This window comes from Mycobacterium sp. SMC-18, from assembly GCF_045310895.1.
GTDB lineage: Bacteria > Actinomycetota > Actinomycetes > Mycobacteriales > Mycobacteriaceae > Mycobacterium.
Genome location: NZ_JBJIAL010000008.1, coordinates 54,791 through 73,558, shown reverse-complemented (window position 1 = coordinate 73,558; position 18,768 = coordinate 54,791). Strand labels below are relative to the sequence as shown.

The 18,768-nt window shown below is 68.7% G+C and carries 16 protein-coding genes; 6 read left to right on the top strand and 10 right to left on the bottom strand.

Going from position 1 to position 18,768, the window contains the following annotated elements; all coding sequences use genetic code 11:
* The first annotated feature begins 96 nt into the window (after nucleotides 1–96).
* Nucleotides 97–1,131 (top strand): alpha/beta hydrolase, encoded by a 1,035-nt coding sequence (locus tag ACJH6J_RS09440; RefSeq protein ID WP_406803852.1) that lies wholly within the window; start codon nucleotides 97–99, stop codon nucleotides 1,129–1,131.
* A 4-nt stretch (nucleotides 1,132–1,135) separates the two neighbouring features.
* On the top strand, nucleotides 1,136–2,512 hold the full coding sequence (gene mtr, locus ACJH6J_RS09435; protein WP_406803851.1) for a mycothione reductase: 1,377 nt from the start codon (nucleotides 1,136–1,138) through the stop codon (nucleotides 2,510–2,512).
* Here the strand turns inward: mtr and ACJH6J_RS09430 are convergent.
* The 5 genes from ACJH6J_RS09430 to ACJH6J_RS09410 form a co-directional block, all read right to left on the bottom strand.
* Entirely contained in the window at nucleotides 2,509–3,612 is a 1,104-nt protein-coding gene (locus tag ACJH6J_RS09430) for a HoxN/HupN/NixA family nickel/cobalt transporter (protein WP_406803850.1), read from the bottom strand. The two genes, mtr and ACJH6J_RS09430, sit on opposite strands and share 4 nt — an antisense overlap.
* Nucleotides 3,613–3,627: 15 nt before the next feature.
* Nucleotides 3,628–6,864, bottom strand: coding sequence for an SNF2-related protein (locus tag ACJH6J_RS09425; RefSeq protein ID WP_406803849.1), 3,237 nt, complete (start codon nucleotides 6,862–6,864; stop codon nucleotides 3,628–3,630).
* Nucleotides 6,865–6,962: 98 nt separating this feature from the next.
* Nucleotides 6,963–7,499: an alpha/beta hydrolase gene (locus tag ACJH6J_RS09420; protein ID WP_346414917.1), complete on the bottom strand. Its 537-nt coding sequence runs from the start codon at nucleotides 7,497–7,499 to the stop codon at nucleotides 6,963–6,965.
* Nucleotides 7,500–7,542: 43 nt separating this feature from the next.
* On the bottom strand, nucleotides 7,543–7,884 hold the full coding sequence (locus ACJH6J_RS09415; protein ID WP_406803848.1) for a hypothetical protein: 342 nt from the start codon (nucleotides 7,882–7,884) through the stop codon (nucleotides 7,543–7,545).
* A 23-nt stretch (nucleotides 7,885–7,907) separates the two neighbouring features.
* Nucleotides 7,908–8,090, bottom strand: coding sequence for a hypothetical protein (locus tag ACJH6J_RS09410; protein ID WP_406803847.1), 183 nt, complete (start codon nucleotides 8,088–8,090; stop codon nucleotides 7,908–7,910).
* Between the two features lie 153 nt (nucleotides 8,091–8,243).
* Here ACJH6J_RS09410 and ACJH6J_RS09405 point away from each other — a divergent pair, with 153 nt between their 5' ends.
* The 4 genes from ACJH6J_RS09405 to ACJH6J_RS09390 all read left to right on the top strand — a co-directional run bounded on the left by ACJH6J_RS09405 (nucleotide 8,244) and on the right by ACJH6J_RS09390 (nucleotide 12,907).
* Complete coding sequence (locus tag ACJH6J_RS09405; protein ID WP_212811813.1) at nucleotides 8,244–8,903, top strand: response regulator transcription factor; 660 nt, start codon at nucleotides 8,244–8,246, stop codon at nucleotides 8,901–8,903.
* 1 nt (nucleotide 8,904) lies between these two features.
* Nucleotides 8,905–10,278 carry a sensor histidine kinase gene (locus tag ACJH6J_RS09400; RefSeq protein WP_406801325.1) on the top strand — a complete coding sequence of 458 codons (1,374 nt, stop codon included), beginning with the start codon at nucleotides 8,905–8,907 and terminating at the stop codon, nucleotides 10,276–10,278.
* The gene (locus ACJH6J_RS09395) at nucleotides 10,275–11,204 is read left to right on the top strand and encodes a TAXI family TRAP transporter solute-binding subunit (RefSeq protein ID WP_406801326.1); all 930 of its coding nucleotides are present in this window, start codon (nucleotides 10,275–10,277) and stop codon (nucleotides 11,202–11,204) included. The genes ACJH6J_RS09400 and ACJH6J_RS09395 overlap by 4 nt, the downstream gene beginning before the upstream one ends.
* A 104-nt stretch (nucleotides 11,205–11,308) precedes the next feature.
* A complete protein-coding gene (locus tag ACJH6J_RS09390) occupies nucleotides 11,309–12,907 on the top strand; it encodes an amino acid permease (protein WP_406801327.1) in 1,599 nt (532 codons plus the stop codon).
* On the opposite strand, the gene ACJH6J_RS09385 is transcribed toward ACJH6J_RS09390, so the two are convergent.
* The 5 genes from ACJH6J_RS09385 to ACJH6J_RS09365 form a co-directional block, all read right to left on the bottom strand.
* Nucleotides 12,908–14,398, bottom strand: coding sequence for a cobyric acid synthase (locus ACJH6J_RS09385; protein WP_406801328.1), 1,491 nt, complete (start codon nucleotides 14,396–14,398; stop codon nucleotides 12,908–12,910).
* A 1-nt stretch (nucleotide 14,399) separates the two neighbouring features.
* Nucleotides 14,400–15,257 carry a type I methionyl aminopeptidase gene (map, locus tag ACJH6J_RS09380; protein WP_212811818.1) on the bottom strand — a complete coding sequence of 286 codons (858 nt, stop codon included), beginning with the start codon at nucleotides 15,255–15,257 and terminating at the stop codon, nucleotides 14,400–14,402.
* Nucleotides 15,258–15,282: 25 nt separating this feature from the next.
* A complete protein-coding gene (locus ACJH6J_RS09375) occupies nucleotides 15,283–15,864 on the bottom strand; it encodes a DUF1707 domain-containing protein (protein ID WP_212811819.1) in 582 nt (193 codons plus the stop codon).
* A 31-nt stretch (nucleotides 15,865–15,895) separates the two neighbouring features.
* On the bottom strand, nucleotides 15,896–17,710 hold the full coding sequence (locus ACJH6J_RS09370) for a penicillin-binding transpeptidase domain-containing protein (protein WP_212811820.1): 1,815 nt from the start codon (nucleotides 17,708–17,710) through the stop codon (nucleotides 15,896–15,898).
* Between the two features lie 187 nt (nucleotides 17,711–17,897).
* Nucleotides 17,898–18,752, bottom strand: a complete 855-nt coding sequence (locus ACJH6J_RS09365) for a GNAT family N-acetyltransferase (RefSeq protein ID WP_212811821.1) — start codon at nucleotides 18,750–18,752, stop codon at nucleotides 17,898–17,900.
* Between the last annotated feature and the right edge of the window lie 16 nt (nucleotides 18,753–18,768).

The window sequence follows — 18,768 nt, the reverse complement described above, 5'->3', positions numbered from 1 at the left end:
GATGCTCGGTGCTCAAGGTTATCGCGACCGCTTTCGCCGCTGACGCGCTATCTCCTCCCATCGACCATGATGTTCGTCGCAGTTAGGGTTGAACACGTGACGCCGCAGGAGCCACAGGGACAACCCGAGTGGCAGCCGGACGTGCTGCCCGGGTACTGGCAGCAGACCATCGCACTGGGTCCCGACCCCGACGGCGAGGGCGACCTGGTCGCCACCGTCGTGCGGCGCGGTGAGCCGGGCCGGGCCGAGCACGCCGTGCTGGTGGTCCACGGCTACACCGACTACTTCTTCCACACCGAGCTCGCCGACCGGTTCGCCGCCCGCGGCATCGCCTTCTACGCCATCGACCTGCACAAATGCGGGCGCTCGCGGCGCCCCGGACAGACCCCGCACTTCACCACCGATCTGGCGTCCTATTACGACGAACTCCGTCGGGCGCTGCAGCTCGTCGGCGCGGACACCGCCGGCGCGCGGGTGTGCCTGTACGGCCACTCCGCCGGCGGACTGATCGCGACGCTGTTCACCGACCGCCTGCGCCGCGACGGCGCGCTGGCGGCGCACCGGGTGACGGGCCTGATCCTCAACAGCCCGTTCTTCGATCTGCACGGGCCGGCCGCGCTGCGCTCGGCGCCGGTGTCCGGCACGCTGCGGGCCCTGGCCCGGTTCCGCAAACTGGCGGTGATCCGCAAACCGACCGAGGGCGGCTACGGCACGAGCCTGCACCGCGACCACGGCGGGGAATTCGACTACAACCTGGACTGGAAACCGTTGGGCGGCTTCCCGGTCACCGTCGGCTGGATCAACGCCATCCGCCGTGGACAGCTGCAGCTGCATCGCGGCCTCGACGTCGGGGTGCCGAACCTGATCCTGCGGTCGGACCACACGGTCGCCGAGACCACGACCGCGGCCCGCATGGAGCGCGGCGACGCGGTGCTGGACGTCAGCCAGATCGCCCGCTGGGCGGGGTGTGTCGGCAACCGCAGCACCATCGTCCCGGTCACCGACGCCAAACACGACGTGTTCCTCTCACTGCCGGAGCCGCGTGCCGTCGCGTTCGGCGAGCTGAACCACTGGCTGGATTGGTATCTCCCCCAAGCGGTCTCCCACACCACCCAACACGAACAGGCCTGACGTCATGGAGCACTACGACCTGACCATCATCGGAACCGGCTCGGGCAACAGCGTGCTCGACGAGCGGTACGACGGCCTGAAGGTCGCGATCTGCGAGCAGGGCAAGTTCGGTGGCACCTGCCTGAACGTCGGCTGCATCCCGACCAAGATGTTCGTCTACGCCGCCGACGTGGCCCAGACCATCCGGCACAGCGCCACTTTCGGCGTCGACTCGCACATCGACGGGGTGCGCTGGCCGGACATCGTCGAGCGCGTCTTCGGCCGGATCGACCCGATCGCGGCCGGTGGCGAGGACTACCGCCGCGGCCTGCCGAACGTCACGGTCTACGGCAGCCACACCCGCTTCGGGCCGACGCTGCCCGACGGCACCTACACGTTGCGGACCGCCGACGGCGACGAGTTCAGCTCCGACCGGGTGGTCATCGCCGCGGGCTCGCGCAGCTGGATTCCCCCGAACATCGCCGGCTCCGGTGTCCCCTACTTCACCAGCGACGACATCATGCGCATCCCGGCGCTGCCCGAGCATCTGGTGATCATCGGCGGCGGGTTCATCTCGGTGGAGTTCGCGCACGTGTTCTCGTCGCTCGGATCGAAGGTGACGATCGTCCTTCGTGGCGACCGGCTGCTGCGGCGCTGCGACGAGGAGATCTGCCGGCGGTTCAGCGCGGTGGTCGGCAAGAAATGGGACCTGCGCACGCAGGAGAACGTCGTCGGCGCCCAGCGCGACGGTGACGGCGTCGTGCTCGAGTTCGACGACGGCGAGACGCTGCGCGCCGACGCCCTGCTGGTCGCCACGGGCCGGGTGCCCAACGGCGACCTGCTCGACGTGCAGCTGGCCGGCGTGGTTCTCGACGATGACGGCTACGTCGTCGTCGACGAGTTCCAACGCACCACGGCGCGTGGGATTTTCGCGCTGGGTGACGTATCGTCGCGCCACCAGCTCAAGCACGTGGCCAACCACGAGGCGCGGACGGTGAAGGAGAACCTGCTGCGCGACTGGGACGGCGAGCTGGTGGCCAGCGACCACCGGTTCATTCCCGCTGCGGTGTTCACCGATCCGCAGGTCGCGATGGTCGGCATGAACGAAGCCGAGGCGCGGGAAGCGGGCTTCGACGTCGTGGTCAAGGTGCAGGAGTACGGCGACACCGCGTACGGCTGGGCCATGGAAGACACGACGGGCATCGTCAAACTGATCGGCGAGCGCGGCACCGGGCGGATTCTGGGCGCGCACCTGATGGGTTATCAGGCGTCGTCGCTGATTCAGCCCCTGATCCAGGCGATGTCGTTCGGGCAGACGGCGCAGGACGTGGCCCGCGGGCAGTACTGGATTCACCCTGCGCTGCCCGAGGTGATCGAAAACGCGCTGCTGGGCTTGAGCTAGCTGTCAGCCGGGCTGAGCCGGGCCGTCCACTTCTCCTCGATCCGGCCCCACCGCCACACCAGCAGCGCCACCACCCAGGTGACGACGAACAGCCCGACGATGCCGAATCCGACGGTGTTCAGGTCGATTCCGCCGATCCACGCCCAGACGCCGCCGGACCAGCCCAGCTCCTCGGCCAGCAGGCCCAGCAATTCGATGGTGCCGATCACCAGCGCCACCATGACCGACAACCCGGTGATGGTGATGTTGTAGTAGACCTTGCGCACCGGCCGGGCCAGCGCCCAGCCGTACGCGACATTCATGAACGCGCCGTCGACGGTGTCCAGCAGGCTCATCCCGGCCGCGAAGAGCACCGGCAGACAAAGGATTGCGTACCAGGGCAGTCCGGCCGAGGCGCCGGTCCCCGCCAGCACCAGCAGCGCCACCTCGGTGGCGGTGTCGAAGCCGAGGCCGAACAGCGCGCCGAGCGGATACATCTGCCACGGCTTGCTGATGGTGCGGGTGAACCGGCGCAGGATGCGGTTCATGAACCCGCGGTTGTTGAGTTGATGTTCGAGTGCGGCCTCGTCGTACTCACCGCGGCGCATCCGCATGAACACCTGCAGGATGCCCACCAGGACAACGACATTGATGGCCGCGATCAGGTACAGGAAGAAGCCCGAGACGCCGGCGCCGATGAGCCCGGTGTACCGGTGCAGCATCGACGAATCGTCCTGCAGCGGACCGACGATCGACGTGATGCCCAGCGACAGCAGCAGGGCCAGGCCGAACACGATGGTCGAATGCCCGAGCGAGAAGAAGAATCCGACGCTGAGCGGCCGGCTGCCACTGCGACCCTGCGGGGCAACGGCGTTGTCCGCCATGAGCTTGCGGGTGGTGTTGTCGATGGCGGCGATGTGGTCGGCATCGAACGCGTGCCGCAGGCCCAGGGTGTACGCGGTGAGGCCGACTCCGATGCCGAGCGCCGTCCCGCCGACGGTGTGGTGCTCGGGTACGACGACGAGGATCAGGGTCCCCCAGCCGATGACGTGCAGTGCGGCGATGACGCCGAACATCGCCGCCAGCCGCCCCCAATCCTGACCGGACAACGAAAGCCGCATGCGGTTCAGTCTCCCTCAGCTCAGCAGTTCGCGTATGTCGGAGGCGGTGATTGCGGTGCCGAACATGTCGCCGTCGTCGATCACGGCGGCGAACAGCGCGCGCTTGCGCTCTTGCAGCGCGATGACCTTTTCCTCGATCGTGTTCTCGGACACCAGCCGATAGACGTTCACCGGGCGCTGCTGGCCGATGCGGTGCGCCCGGTCGACGGCCTGCGCTTCGGCGGCCGGGCTCCACCACGGGTCGCACAGGAAGCAGTAGTCGGCGGCGGTGAGGTTCAGTCCGAAACCGCCGGCTTTGAGACTGATCAGGAACACCTTGGTCCGGCCGGCGCTGAAGTCGTCGATGGCCTGCGCCCGGCTCCGTGCGTCCACCGACCCGTCCAGGTAGCTGTACTCGATCCCGGCCGCGTCCAGGCGGTCGCGCAGGATCGCCAGAAAACCGGTGAACTGGCTGAACACCAGCGCGCTGTGGTCCTCGGCGACCAGCTGGTCCAGTTGTTCGATCAGGAAGTCCACCTTGGTGGACCCGGCCTCCATGGTCTCGGCATCGACGAGCCCGGGGTGCAGGCTGAGCTGGCGCAACAGCGTGAGTGACCGGAAGATCTGGAAGCGGTTCTTCTCCCACTCCCCCAGCAGGCCGAGCACCTTCTGCCGCTCGCGCGCCAGCCGGGTGTCGTAGATCTTGCGGTGTCTGGCCGACAGTTCGATGGCCAGCACCTGCTCCTGCTTGGGCGGCAGCTCCTTGACGACCTGATCCTTGGTGCGGCGCAACAACACCGGCTTGATGCGCCGCCGCAGCAGCGCCAGCCGTCCGGGCTCGCCGTCGGACTCGATGGGCTTACGGAAGTAGCGCTCGAAAATCTTGGGGCTGGGGAACAGACCGGGCACCGTGATCGACAGCAGCGACCACAGCTCCATCAGGTTGTTCTCCATCGGGGTGCCGGTGATGGCCAGTTTGAACGGCGCATCGAGACGACGCGCGCACTGGTGCGTCTTGCTGTGATGATTCTTGACAAATTGCGCCTCGTCGAGAATCATTCCGGCCCAAGCGATTTCCCGATACCGGTCGTTGTCGATCCGCAGCAGCGTGTAGGTCGTGACGACGATGTCGGCCGCCGCGACCTGCTCGGCGATGGGCACCGCGCCGCGCGCTTCGGTACTCGAGACGACGACGGTGGTGAGCCCGGGCGCGAATTTCGCACACTCCGCCGCCCAGTTGGATGCCACGCTGGTCGGCGCGACGACGAGAAACTTGCCCGCGCCCTGCTCGACGGCGCGACTGATCAGGGCCAGGGTCTGCACCGTCTTGCCGAGACCCATGTCGTCGCCCAGCACACCGCCGAGTCCGTTGTCCCACAGGAACGCCAGCCAATTGAGCCCGTCGCGCTGATAGTCGCGCAGCTCGGCCTGCAGTCCGGCCGGCGTGGGCACCGAAACCGGCGGCTGCGCCGCGGCCAGCCGCGCCATGTTGTCGCGCCACTGCGCCAGTTCTCGGTCGACGACGCCGAGGCCCAGCAGCTCGTCCCACAATGTCGCGTTCAGCGATGACGCGTTGACCCGGTCGCCGTCGAGCTCCCCCAGCGCCTGGGCCTCTTCGATCAGGGCCCGGAGCTTGAGCAGTTCGGGGGTGTCGAGCCGGAAGTAGACGCCGTTCGACAGCAGCATGTGGGTGGCACCGGACGCCAGTTCGGCGATGACGGCCGACAGCGCGACGGGGTAACCGTCGACATCGATGGTGATGTGCAGGTCGAACCAGTCCTGCGCCGGCGCCTCGTCGGAGGACGCGGCACCGAACCCCAGTTGCGCCCCGGCGACCGAGCGCCGGAATGCCGCGGCCCGCTCGTCGATCTCGACGATCAGCTGTTCGTACCCGGCGAGCTGCGGCAGCACCTCGTGGCACAGCACCGCGATCTGCGGCAGGGACAGCCGGCGCGACAGCAGCAGCGAGGCCAGTGGGTCCTCCTGCGCCGACAGTCCCGAAATCAGTTCCAGCGCGGGCGCGATGGCCCGCCACATCGCATCCTCGGCGGCGTTGTCCCGGATGCCGCTCGTGCGGGTGACGCCCGCCGCGTCGAACTCCTGGCGCCGGCCGTTCACCTCGTACCGGGTGCGCCACTTCACGCGACCGTCAACCTCGTCGGCCGCGATGCTCAGTACGGGCAACGGCCCCACGATGTCCGGTTCGGCGAACAGACCCTCCGGCATGTCGACGGGCACCGTCCGGCGCAGCTGCGGCAGCACGTCCGTCGCGAACTCCGAGAGCGCCTCGGGCGGAATCTGTACCTTCTCGTCGTTCGCGATCAACTTGAGCAGCGTGGGACCGGGTACCGGCGCGAAAGCCCCGAGATGCAGGATGCCGTCCACCAATTGATGGATGCCGTGGGGTGTGGGTGCGCCCACGAGCCCGACGCCTTCGGGCGCCCGCGGCTCGCCGTCGACGACGAGCACCGTCGACATCTGCGCACCGCCGGTGTCGGAGACGGTGAAGTCCAGCCGCAACTGGACGTCCTTGGCGAGCTCCACCGCCCGGATGCCCGCTCCCGGGATGAGCGTGACGCCGGCCTCGACCGCTGTGTCGAGATCATTCCAAAAGCTCTGTCCCACAGCGGAAAGCACCAACTGGTCGCTGCTGTACGGATAGTAGCCGGGGACGGCGAGCACCAGCGCCCGCAGCGCGTTGTACTGCTGCCGGTCGAACTCGCCCGGGTCGGCGGTGTCGAACAGGCGCCGCCAGCTGATCCCGCTCTTGATCCAGTTTCCGCGCTTGCCGACCGTCAACGTCCGGAGCGTCGCGATGGGCGTCGTGTGATACCGCCCCGCCGGCAGCATCCCGAACTCGAGCGCCAACGGCTTACCGGCGGCGTCGGTATCGGCATCGGTCATCTCGTGCAACAGCGAACCCAGCACCACTTGCCAGCGTTGCGGGGCCGTCCGGTCAGGTGCGCTCGGGATCGCCGCCAACAGCAGCGCGACGGCATGCTTGCAGTAGCGCCCCACCGGGCAGGTGCAGACCGTGTACTCGATCTCCAGGCCGGTGCGGGGACCCGACAACGCCACTTCGACGTCGTAGTACTCGGACTTCGAACCCAGGCACGAGCCGGTGAGCGTCCCGTCGACGGCGTCGTACCGAGCAGCGACCACCCGACCCTGGTTCGCGTAGGTCTCGCCGCGCGCCAGCGTCTGGGCGTTGAAGGCGCGAAGCACCTCGTGGGGCGCGAGCGCCAGCCCGGCCGTCGAGTCCGTGCCTTCCATGTCGTCACGATAACGGCCGGGACCGACAGGGGCAGTTCCCGTCGCTTCGCTCGCCCCTAGCGGCAGTTCCCGTCGCTCCGCTCGCCCCTAGTAGGCGGTCACCAGGTACTGCTGCGCAGCACGATCTCGTTCGCCACCTGGGCGGTGAACTCCTCGGCACTGCGCCGGCCCATCAGCTCCGACAGCCGGAACTCGCCGTAGATGAAGCGTTGTCCGGCCTGCGCCCGTGCGCGGGCATCGGCGCTGGTTACGACGACGGTGGTGTTGATCTCCACCGGCGGGCACCCGTCGCCCGCTGCCCCGTCGGCGCGCGGATGGCTGCCGTCGACGGCCACCAGGGCGGTGAACCGGTCCAGCCGAGTGGCCGCCAGCCGCCAGGCCAGCTCGCCCGCGCTGCGGTCGGCGAACAACAACGCCCACTTCACCCCGAGCGTATCCAGTATGCCGACAACCGAATTCACGGTCAGCCGGTCGTCGGCCTCGATCACCACGGTGCGCAGCGAAGCGGTGTGGAGCAGCTCGCACAGGGCGCCCGTCGCCTGCTTGGTCGTGAGCATGACGACTGTCGTGGCGGCGTCGGGGCCAGACACGTCGACGGTGGCGCCGAAACCGTCGACGGTCGGGATGATTGGCATGACGCCACCGTAGCGAACGTAACCGGACCGCAGGTACCGATATTCAGCAGCCGCCACCACCGCCGCCTCCGCAGCCACCGCCGCCCCCGCAACCTCCACCACCGCAGCCGCCGCCCCCGCCGCAGCCGCTCGAGCCACCGCTGTCCAAGAATCCGGCGCCCCACCCGCCGTCGGAACCCGCGCCCACGCCATAGGCCGCAGCACCACGGCGGCCCGCACCACGGCGGCGCGCTGCACGACGGCGGCGCGAGCGCCAGGCCGCGAAGATGTGCATTCCGAGGATGGACCCGACGACCAAAAGGGACACGATCATCGGCACCCACGAAGAATCACTGTCGGCGGTGTCCGCCATTCCGATTTCGGCTACGACGCTGACAACGTTCATGGTTTCGTCCGCTCTCTTGCCGCTCAGGCCGTCGGCCGCGAGTACAGCGTGTCCGTCATGACGACGACATCGCAGGAATGGCCGGCCAGTGCCACGGCGAACGTGAATTCAGTTGGGCTCCACCCGGACCCGAGGGAACCGAAAGCAACGAGTACGCCGGCCACGACGGCGACCGTCGCCTGGGCGAATAAGGTGTTCGGGTACATCGTGACCTCCTCAGGTCTGTTGGTGAGCACATGGTTTCCGCGCGCCGGGTCCACCGGAATGCTCCGCGGCGCGCGCCGGGCCTTTCCTTGCACGATCCTCAGATTCACTGCGAAATCAGCGGGTTCACCGAGCCCGCGCCCTACCATCGGCCCATGCGCGTGCTGCTCGTCGAGGACGATCAGGGGGTCGCCGCTGCACTGGTCGAGCTGCTGGAACAGACGGGGCTCACCGTCACCCACACCACCCGCGGCGACGACGCGCTCAATCGCGTCAAGGGCTGCGACCTGGTGTTACTGGATTTGGGCCTGCCCGACATGGACGGGCTGGACGTCCTTCGCACACTGCGCCGGGCGTCGACCGCGCCGGTCATCATCATGACGGCACGCGACAGCGACGGCGCCGTGGTGCTGGGGCTGCGCGCCGGGGCCGACGACTACCTGGTCAAGCCCGTCCGAAAGGCGGTGCTGCTGGCCCGGATCGAGGCCGTCATGCGGCGAGTGCAGCGCAGCACCGGTCCCGTCGCGCGCCCGCCCGTGGTGGCCGGGCCGGTGACCATCGATCGCGACCGGCACGAGGTGACCGTGGCCGGCCAGACACAGGCGCTGACCAAGACCGAGTACCAGATTCTGGCCACGCTGGCTGCCCGTCAGGGTGAGGCGGTCAGCCGTGAAGAGGTGATGCTCGAGTGCTGGGGCACCGCGGTGGTGGGCCGCTCCCGGTCCCTGGATTTCTTCGTGGGCCAGATTCGGTCCAAGCTGGCCGGAATACCGCTGCACACCGTGCGTGGCTTCGGTTACCGGTTGGATCACTGACGTGGGTCTGCGGGTTCGTGCGCTGCTGATGACGCTGCTGCTCATCGCGACGGCGGCGTTGGCGATCCCGCTTGCCCTGAGCCTGGCCGACCACCGCACCAACGTGCTGCACACCGAACGCGAGCGGCAACTGACGACGCTGGCCGACGTCGCTGCCAGCGCGGGCGCACTCGACACCGAACTGGTCGAGCGTTACCACCGGGTGTACGGCGAAGGCGTGCTGATCGTCGACGCGGACGGCCGGACGCTCGCCGCCGCCGGGTTGTCGGTCACCGATCCCGGGGTGACGACGGCCGCCGAGCGCGCGCTGTCCGACGCTCCCGCCGCACCGCGGAGCCGGATCATGCCGTGGGACCGGCGACCGATGCTGCAGGCCAAGGGAATTCGGCGCAACGGCGAGCTGGTCGGAGCGGTGGTCCTGGGCGTCGACCCGGCCACCGCCGCACACGACATCACCGTGGACTGGTTGTGGATCGCGGCGGGCTGCATCGTGTTGCTCGGGGTTGCGGCCGTCACCGCGCAGAGCGTGACCCGGTGGGTGCTGCGGCCGCTGGTCGGGCTGGAGCGGGCCGTCGAGGACATGGCCGGCGGCATCGCCGGCCAGCCGGCTCACGTGTCGGGACCGCCTGAGCTGCGGCGCTTCACGTCGGCGTTCAACGCCATGGCGCAGGCGGTGCACGCCTCGCTCGATCATCAACGCCGGCTGATCGCCGACGCCTCCCACCAGTTGCGCAACCCACTGGCCGCAGTGCGGCTGCGCGCCGACACCCTCGAAGACCACGTCGCCGCATCGGGGCGCCCGACCTACGACTCGATGTCGGCGGAGCTGGACCGGTTGGAGAACCTGCTGGCCCAGTTGCTCCGCCTGGCGCGCGCCGAGGAGGCCAGCCACAGCCACCGTTCCGGTCTGGTTGCGGCAGTGCATGATTCGACAGATCTGGACAGCGTCGTCGAGCAGCGGCTGGACTTCTGGCAGACCAACGCAGACGCCGATGACCAGCGGCTGCGCTTCGAGACCGCCCACCCCCACCTCGCCGTCCGGATGCCGCGCCACGATGTCGAGCAACTCTTGGACATCGCACTGGACAACGCCTTGCGCTACTCCGGTACGGGCACCACCGTCACCGTGTCGACGGTGCCCACCGACGCCGGCATCGATCTCACCGTCAGCGACAACGGCCCCGGCCTACCCGCCGACACCGTCGCGCGGGCGGCCACCCGGTTCTGGCGCGGGCACGACGACAGCCAGGGCACCGGCCTCGGCCTGGCCATCGCCACCGAAATCGCCGCCGCACACGGCGGATCGGCATCGGTCGAGCGGTCCCCCGACGGCGGTCTCGCGGTCCGCTATCACCTGCCGGCGAGCACATCATGACCCTGACCCGGCGCGCGTTCCTCGCCTCCTCCGCCGCTGCGGTCGCCGCGGCCTGCCTGCCGAACAACACCCAGGGCACCATTCGGCTGGCCGCCGGGGATCGCGGCGGCCTGTATCTGGCGGTGGGCGAGATCTTCGCCCAGCGCCTACGGGTTCGGTATCCCGGCATCACGGTCACCGTGATGCCCACCGCCGGCAGCGTCGACAATCTCGAGCTCCTGCGGTCGGGCCAGGCGGACATGGCACTCGCGCAGGCCGACGTGGTCGAGCAGCAGTTGCGAGCCCGGCCGGCCACCGATGTCCCGCCTGCGGTCGCGCGAGTCTACGAGAACTATCTGCAGCTGGTCGTCCCCGACCACTCCGCCATCCGGCAGGTGAATGACCTTGCCGGACTGACGGTTTCCACCGGACCGTCCGGCTCCGGCGTCGCGGCCATCACCACGGTGCTGTTTCGCGCGGCGAACCTGGCCGACCGGGTCCGGCGGGTCGACCTGCGCCTGAACGATGCGGTGGCCGCCCTCGGCAACCACACCATCGACGCGCTGGTCTGGTCCGGCGGCATCCCCACACCCGCCATCGCCGAGCTCGACAAGACGCTGCCGCTGCGCATCCTGGACCTGACGCCGTGGGTCGCACCGATGACGGAACTGGCGTCCTATCCCTACCTGCTCCTGCGGGCGCCGATCGGCGCCTATGTGCCGTCCAGCGTGTACACCATCGGCTCCCCCGATCTGCTGCTGTGCCGGCCCGGCCTGCCGAACGCGCTGGCGGCGGCCGCGGTCGATGTCTTGGCGAACGACGCGACGCAGCTCATGCCGCCGGAAGTCCGCGGGTTGCAGTACCTGCAGCCGCCGTCGATGATCCAGACCGGCCGAATCCCGTTGCACCCCGGCGCCATCGAGGAATACCGCATCCTGCACGGCTGAGCGCGGGCCGAAACATCGCCGTAACGCCAGGACCCGTTGGCCAGCGCGAAACCCGGACTGACCCTATTGTTCTTCAACATCCGGGGGCGCCTAAGGAGGCCACAGTGCCAGAAGGACACGAAGCACTTACCGAAGACGAGCTGCTACTGGCCAAGCTCGGATACAGCCAGGAACTGCAGCGCTCCTGGTCCGGGTTCAGCAATTTCGCCATCTCGTTCTCGATCATCTCCATCCTCTCGGGGTGCTTCACCTCGTTCGGGCTGGGCTGGAACAACGGCGGACCGGCCGCGATCGCCTGGGGCTGGCCGATCGTCGCGGCATTCATCCTCGTCATCGGCCTCTGTATGTCCGAACTGGTGTCGGCCTTCCCTACCTCCGGCGGAATCTATTGGTGGGCAGCAAAACTCGGCGGCGCGAAAGCCGGCTTCTACGCCGGCTGGCTCAACCTCATCGGACTGGTGGCCATCCTCGCGTCCGTGGCCTACGGCTGCGCGACGTTCATCGACCTCACCTTGGGCACTCTCAGCGCCGATTGGCTGGCGGGATACAGCCTCACCCGGACCTTCGTCATCTTCGTTGCGATCCTGGGCATCTCGGCGCTGATCAACATCTTCTCCAGCCATCTGCTGGCGATCATCAACAACGTCTCCGTATGGTGGCACGTCTTCGGCGCGGCCGCGGTCATCGGCATCCTGATCTTCGTACCGACTCACCACGCGAGTTTCTCGGACGTCTTCGCCAAGACGATCAACAACAGCGGCATGTTCGGCGGCGCCACCTCGGGCGCCGGTTGGCTGTTGGTGGTGCTGCCGATCTCGGTGATCCTCACGCAGTACACGATCACCGGCTACGACGCGTCGGCACACCTGTCGGAGGAAACCAAGAGCGCGGCGGGTGCGGCCGCCAAGGGCATCTGGCGGTCCATCTTCTACTCGGCCGTCGGCGGCTGGATCCTCTTGCTGGCCTTCCTGTTTGCCGTCCAGGATTCCGACGCGGTATCCAAGGGCGGCGGCGCGGTGGCCGCCATCTTCAACCAGGCCATGAGTTCGAACTGGGCGACGGCAGTGCTGTTCATCTCGACAGCCGGCCAGTTCTTCTGCGCCGTCGCCTGCCAGACCAGCGCATCCCGGATGCTGTTCGCGTTCAGCCGGGACCGCGCGGTGCCCGGCCATCGGTGGTGGTCGGAGGTCAACAAGCACCGGGTGCCGACACACAGCGTCACGATCACCGCGGTCGTGGCCGCCGCACTCACCCTGCCGGCCCTGGTCAAGGTCGACATCAACGGCACGCCCACACCGGTGGCGTTCTACGCCGTCGTCTCCATCGGGGTCGTCGGGGTCTACCTGTGCTTCGCGGTGCCGATCTACTACCGCTGGCGTGCCGGCGATGAATTCCAAACGGGCAGTTGGAATCTGCGCGGCCACCATCGCTGGATGGCGCCGGTGGCGCTGGCCGAGATCACGATCACCTCGATCATCGCGATGTTCCCGACATCCCTCGGCGGCGTGCCGTGGGACCCGAGCTTCGAGTGGAAGTTCGTGAACTACACGCCGTTGCTGGTCGGTGGTGTCCTGGTCTTGCTCTACATCTACTGGCACGTGTCGGTGAAGAACTGGTTCACCGGCCCCATCAAGCAGGTCGAGGAGCCGATAGAACCGACGGCGCCGACAGCACCGGCAGAGCCCGTGGGCGAACCGAGCTGATCACGCGAGCAGGCTGCCGGTGATCACCGGCCGGGCCGGCGCACCGGACTCGACGAGCTTCAGCACCGCGTCGACATCCACATGTGCGGCAAGCAGATCGGCCATCACGTCGAGTTGCGCGTCGCGCAACGCAGCGACGTTCACGTCGTCGGCCACGACGAACCCGTCCTTGCCACAGCCCGTGGCGACCTCGGTGAGCCAGGCCCGCCGCACGGCGTCGTTGTCGAGCAGCCCGTGCCAGTGGGTGCCGTACACCTGACCCCGCCGGATACCGACCCCCAGCCAGTCCAGCTCGGCGCATCGCGCGACCCGGCCGTGGTGAATCTCGTAGCCGTACAACGGGGTGTCCCAGTGTTTCAGGGTCTTGTCGGCGTCGAACTCGATGTCGGCATCCAGCAGACCCAGTCCGGGCACCCGGCCCGCAGCGGACTCGACGGTGTCGTGGATCGTCGTGCACAGCATCTGGAACCCGCCGCAGACGCCGAGCACCGCATGCCCCGACCGGGCATGCGCGACAACGGCTTCGGCGAGTCCACGGTCGCGCAACCAGTTCAGATCGGAGACCGTCGCCTTGCTGCCGGGCAGCACCACCACATCGGCGTCGGCCAGCTCGGCCGCGGTGTCGACCCAGCGGACGTGCACCCCCGGCTCGCACGCAAGGGCCTCGACGTCGGTGGAGTTCGAGATGCGGGGCAGACGCACGGCGGCCACGGTCAGGACATCCCGGCCGCGCGGCGCCGTCGGCCGGCCCAGCTGCCCGCGTGGCGTGACCGACAGCGAGTCCTCGGCGTCGAGCCACAGGTCGTCGGAATACGGGATCACGCCGTAGGTCGGGCGGCCGGTGAGCGACTCCAGTTGTCGCAGGCCGGGTTCCAGCAGCGCCGGGTCGCCCCGGAACTTGTTGACTAGGAATCCCGCGATCAGTTTCTGGTCCGCGGGTTCGAGTACCGCCACCGTGCCGTACAGGTGCGCCAGCAGCCCGCCGCGGTCGATGTCGCCGACGACGACCACCGGCAGGTTCGCGGCGCGGGCCAGGCCCATGTTGGCCACGTCGGTGGCGCGCAGGTTGATCTCGGCGGGCGAGCCGGCGCCTTCGCAGATCACCACATCGAATTCGCTTCGCAGCGCGGCCAATTCGTCGGCCACGACGCCGGCCAGCTGCGTCCGGCGGGTGAAGTAGTCCCCCGCCGCCACCGTGCCGGCGACGACGCCGCGCACCACGAGTTGTGACGTCCGGTCCCCGCCCGGCTTGAGCAGGACCGGGTTGAACCGCACGCTCGGCGCCAGCCCGGCCGCCCGGGCCTGCATCGCCTGGGCGCGCCCGATCTCGCCGCCCTCGACCGTGACGGCCGAGTTGTTGGACATGTTCTGGGCCTTGAACGGCGCGACCCGCACGCCCTTGCGGGTCAGCAGCCGGCACAGCCCGGCCACCACCATCGACTTACCGGCGTCCGATGTGGTGCCGGCGACCAGCAGAGCCCCGCCGGTCACATCACGGCAGGGTCAGGATTTCGGCGCCGTCGTCGGTCACCACGAGGGTGTGCTCGAACTGCGCCGTCCACTTCTTGTCCACGGTCGCGACGGTCCAGTCGTCGTCCCAGATCTCGTAGTCCAGCGAGCCGAGGTTGATCATCGGCTCGATGGTGAAGGTCATGCCCGGCTCCAGCACGGTGTCGACCTCGGGCTTGTCGTAGTGCAGCACGATCAGGCCGTTGTGGAACGTCTCGCCGATGCCGTGCCCGGTGAAGTCGCGAACGACGTTGTAGCCGAATCGGTTTGCGTACGACTCGATGACGCGGCCGATCACCGACAGCTGCCGCCCCGGCTTGACGGCCTTGATGGCCCGCATGGTGGCTTCGTGGGTGCGCTCGACCAGCAGGCGGTGCTCCTCGGACACGTCGCCGGCCAGGAACGTGGCGTTGGTGTCGCCGTGCACGCCGTCCTTGTAGGCGGTGACGTCGATGTTGACGATGTCACCGTCCTCGATCACCGTCGAATCGGGGATGCCGTGGCAGATGATCTCGTTCAGCGAGGTGCAGCAGGACTTGGGAAAACCCTTGTAGCCCAGCGTCGACGGGTAGGCGCCGTGGTCGAGCATGTACTCGTGCGCCACCCGGTCCAGGTGGTCGGTCGTGACGCCGGGTGCGACGGCCTTGCCGGCCTCGGCGAGCGCCTGGGCCGCGATGCGGCCGGCGACGCGCATCTTCTCGATCACCTCGGGCGTCTGCACCCAGGGCTCGCTGCCTTCGCGCACCGTCGGCTTCCACGCGTACTCGGGGCGCGGGATCGACTTGGGCACCGGCAGGGTCGGAGACACCTCGCCGGGGCGAAGCGCGGTTCGAACAGACATCGTCCCAGCTTAGCGAGCGCCGGAGTTATCGGTCGCCGCGGCCGAACCACGTCCGGCGCGGCCCGCGGATATCGACCGACCCGAAGACCACCCGCCCGGTGAGGATGACGTGCGGGGTGCCGTCGGCGGGCGCGTCCTTGCGATGGTCGGTGGCACTGCCGACCGCCACCTCGACGTCGTCGATGGAGGCGCTGGCGCCCTCGGGCAGCCGGAGATCCAGAGAGCTGAACTTGAGATCGAGTTCGATGACCACGATGGGCCCGCCGAACCGGGCCCGGGTCAGGTCCAGGTCGATCGAGCCGACGCGGCGGACCAGCGCTAGCCGGGTCGGCACGACCCACTCACCCTGCCGCTTGAGCGACCCCATGACACCGCGAAGCTCGACGCGGTCGGCCGAGCCGGTCACGATCGCGTTGGGCGCGGGCAGGTCGCCGACCAGTACCGCCAGCTCGCCCTGCTGACGGGCAAGAGCGACCAGCGCGGACCGCTCGGAGAACTCGTCCATGTCGATGAGCCCCAGGGCCACCGCGTTGTGCAGCCGCCGGAGCGTGCCGTTGCGGTCGGCGTCGGAGACGCGCAGGACCGCGATCTCGTCGCTGTTGGTCACCCAAACAGGCTACTCATGTCAGGGGCTTCGGTCAGGCCAGGTAATCGGGCGGCAGGCCCTTGAACATGTCCCGGCACATCCGGACCGCCGTCTCCGACCCGCCACCGCCGACGATGAGGGCCGCGAAGGCCATGTCACCGCGGTAGCCGGCGAACCAGGCGTGCGAACCACCCTGGAACTCGGCTTCCCCGGTCTTGCCGCGCACGTCGCCGCTGCCGCGCAGATCCTTGGCTGTGCCGTTGGTCACCACCAGCTGCATCATGGGCCGTAGACCGTCGACCATCTTGGGCGTGATCGGCGCCGTATTGCCGGAGACGGTGGTCGGGCGGCCTTCGATCAGCCGCGGGAGCGGGGTCTTTCCGGCCGCGACCGTCGCCGCCGCCAGTGCCATGCCGAACGGGCTGACCACCACCTTGCCCTGGCCGAAGCCGTCCTCGGTGCGCTCGGCCAGGTTCACGGTGGGCGGCACCTTCCCGGTGACGGTGTCGATGCCGGCGACCTGGTAGTCGGCGCCGATGCCGTACTGCGCGGCCGCGTTCGTCAGGGCGCGCGGCGGCATCCGGCTGGCCAGTTCGGCGAAGGTCGTGTTGCACGAGTTCGCGAAGGCCCTCGACATCGGGACGACGCCGAGGTCGAACCGGTCGTAGTTCGGGATGGTGCGATGCCCGATGTCGATGGTGCCGGGGCAGCCGAGCAGCGTGTTGGGCCCGGCCATGTCGGTCTCGATGGCAGCGCCGGCGGTGACCATCTTGAACGTCGACCCGGGCGGGTAGAGGCCCATGGTGGCGGTGGGGCCGTCGGCGTCGGCGGCCGCGTTCTGGGCCACGGCCAGGATTTCGCCGGTCGACGGCTTGATGGCGACGATCATCGCCTTGCGGCCCACCATGTTCACCGCATCCTGGGCCGCGTTCTGCACGTTGCGGTCCAGGCTGATGGTGATCGACGGGGCCGGCTTACCCGGGACCTCGTTCAGGACGTCGATGTCGGCGCCGTTCTGGTTGACGCTGACGACGCGCCAACCCGGCTGGCCGACCAGCTGATCGGCGACCTGCTTCTTGACCTCGGTGACGATGGCCGGCGCGAATCGGGGATCGGTGGGGACCATCTCCGGCTGCGGGGTGATCACCACACCGGGCAGATGGCCGAGCAACCCCGACACCTTGTCGTTGTCCTCGCGGCGCAGGGTGATCAGGTTGAGCGGTCCGGTGGACGAGCTGGCCTGTTCGGCGAGCCGCTGGGCGTCCATGGTGTTGTCGAACTGCCGCAGCACGTCGGCGACCACGCGGGAGGTCCGCATCAGCTCGCCCGCCGCGGACCGGGCGTTCAGCGCGTAGTTGTAGTGGTACCCCGGTACCAGAACGTTCGTGCCGCCGAGCTCGTTGACCGAGGCGCGGATCGGCTGGTCGGCGCGCAGCTGAAAGCTCTGGTGCTCCCCCAGGTTGGGATGCAAATCCGTGCTGCCCCAACGGACTTGCCACCGGCCGTCCTGCCGGATCATGTTGAGCTGTCCGGTGTAGGCCCAGGTGCGATCCTTGGGCAGGTGCCAGGTGTACCGGTAGGTGATCTTGCCGGTGTCCTGGGTGTACTTGGAGCCGAGCACCTGCGCGTCGAGCTTGGTTGCCTGCAGGCCGGACCAGGCCTGGTTGATCGCGGTGCGGGCCTCGTTGGGCTTGTCGGACAGGTCGGCGGCGGCACCGGTGTCGCCGCGGCCGAGCGCGGCGAAGAACGCCTGCGCGGTGGGCTCGGGGCCGTTGGGCTTCGGGGTGCAGGCCGTCATCGCTCCTGCGACCGCCACCACCGACAACAACGCGGCCGAGCGTGAAACGGATGATGTGTGCGTTGCCATTGGGGCTGATGTTAGAAGTGTGACCAGCCCGTGGCATGGAGGCACACCGAGATACAACCGTGACAGTTTTGTGAGCTACGTCGGATTGCGAGCCTTGCCGGCCCCCGGCGGGCGACCTCGAGATCGACGTTCCACACCGCCCGGCCGGCGTGTCGCGTGCCCAACGCGCATGTCGGGCGCGAAAACGTCAGTCCAGCAACACGGTGGCGTACGTACCCAGCTGGCTGAACCCGATACGCCGGTAGATCGCCCGAGCCGGGGCGTTGAAATCGTTGACGTAGAGGCTGGGCGTCCGGCCGCTGCGCAGCACCGCCGACGCCAAGCTTGCCGTGCCGGCGGCACCGAGACCGCGGCCACGCCAGTCCGGGTGTACCCACACACCCTGGATCTGACCGACCCGCGACGTCTGGGCGCCGATCTCCGCCTTGAACACGACCTGGCCGTCCTCGAACCGCGCCCAGGCCCGGCCCGCGGCGATCAGCCCCGCCAGCCGGCGGCGGTAGCCGCGGCCGCCGTCGCCCATCCGCGGGTCGACACCCACCTCACCGATGAACATGTCCACTGCCGCAACGACATACGCGTCCAGCTCGTCCATCCGGACCGGGCGCACCGCCGGGTCGACGGGGCACTGCGGAGCGTCGGACAGCGTCAGCAGCGGCTGGCAGTCCCGCACCTCGCGGGCCGGTCCCCACACCTGGGCCAGCTGCTGCCACATGGGCAGTACCAGCTCGGCGCGGCCCACGAGCGACGAACACCGCCGCGGCGCGCTCATGACCTTGTCGGCGAACACCATCATGTCGGCCGCGGTGCCCCGCATCGGGATCAGGTTCACCCCGGCGAAGCACAGCGACTCGGCGGGCCGGCTACGCGTCCACAGCTCACCGCCGATGGCCACCGGATCGAGGCCGTGGTCGCCGACGCGGGCAGCCACCATGCAGGTGCCGACCGGATCCTCGTCGAAGACCTGCTGCACCTGGGCGACCTCGCGCACCACTGAGATCCGGCGCGCATCTGCGATCCGGAACAGCGGAGGAGCCGACATTCACCGACCTTCTGCG

Excerpts from the sequence above, each read along its gene's own strand:
- mtr (WP_406803851.1), top strand. The coding sequence starts at position 1,136 with ATGGAGCACTACGACCTGACCATCATCGGAACCGGCTCGGGCAACAGC.
- ACJH6J_RS09430 (WP_406803850.1), bottom strand. The coding sequence starts at position 3,612 with ATGCGGCTTTCGTTGTCCGGTCAGGATTGGGGGCGGCTGGCGGCGATG.
- ACJH6J_RS09425 (WP_406803849.1), bottom strand. The coding sequence starts at position 6,864 with ATGGAAGGCACGGACTCGACGGCCGGGCTGGCGCTCGCGCCCCACGAG.
- ACJH6J_RS09420 (WP_346414917.1), bottom strand. The coding sequence starts at position 7,499 with ATGCCAATCATCCCGACCGTCGACGGTTTCGGCGCCACCGTCGACGTG.
- ACJH6J_RS09415 (WP_406803848.1), bottom strand. The coding sequence starts at position 7,884 with ATGAACGTTGTCAGCGTCGTAGCCGAAATCGGAATGGCGGACACCGCC.
- ACJH6J_RS09410 (WP_406803847.1), bottom strand. The coding sequence starts at position 8,090 with ATGTACCCGAACACCTTATTCGCCCAGGCGACGGTCGCCGTCGTGGCC.
- ACJH6J_RS09405 (WP_212811813.1), top strand. The coding sequence starts at position 8,244 with ATGCGCGTGCTGCTCGTCGAGGACGATCAGGGGGTCGCCGCTGCACTG.
- ACJH6J_RS09395 (WP_406801326.1), top strand. The coding sequence starts at position 10,275 with ATGACCCTGACCCGGCGCGCGTTCCTCGCCTCCTCCGCCGCTGCGGTC.
- map (WP_212811818.1), bottom strand. The coding sequence starts at position 15,257 with ATGTCTGTTCGAACCGCGCTTCGCCCCGGCGAGGTGTCTCCGACCCTG.
- ACJH6J_RS09370 (WP_212811820.1), bottom strand. The coding sequence starts at position 17,710 with ATGGCAACGCACACATCATCCGTTTCACGCTCGGCCGCGTTGTTGTCG.
- ACJH6J_RS09365 (WP_212811821.1), bottom strand. The coding sequence starts at position 18,752 with ATGTCGGCTCCTCCGCTGTTCCGGATCGCAGATGCGCGCCGGATCTCA.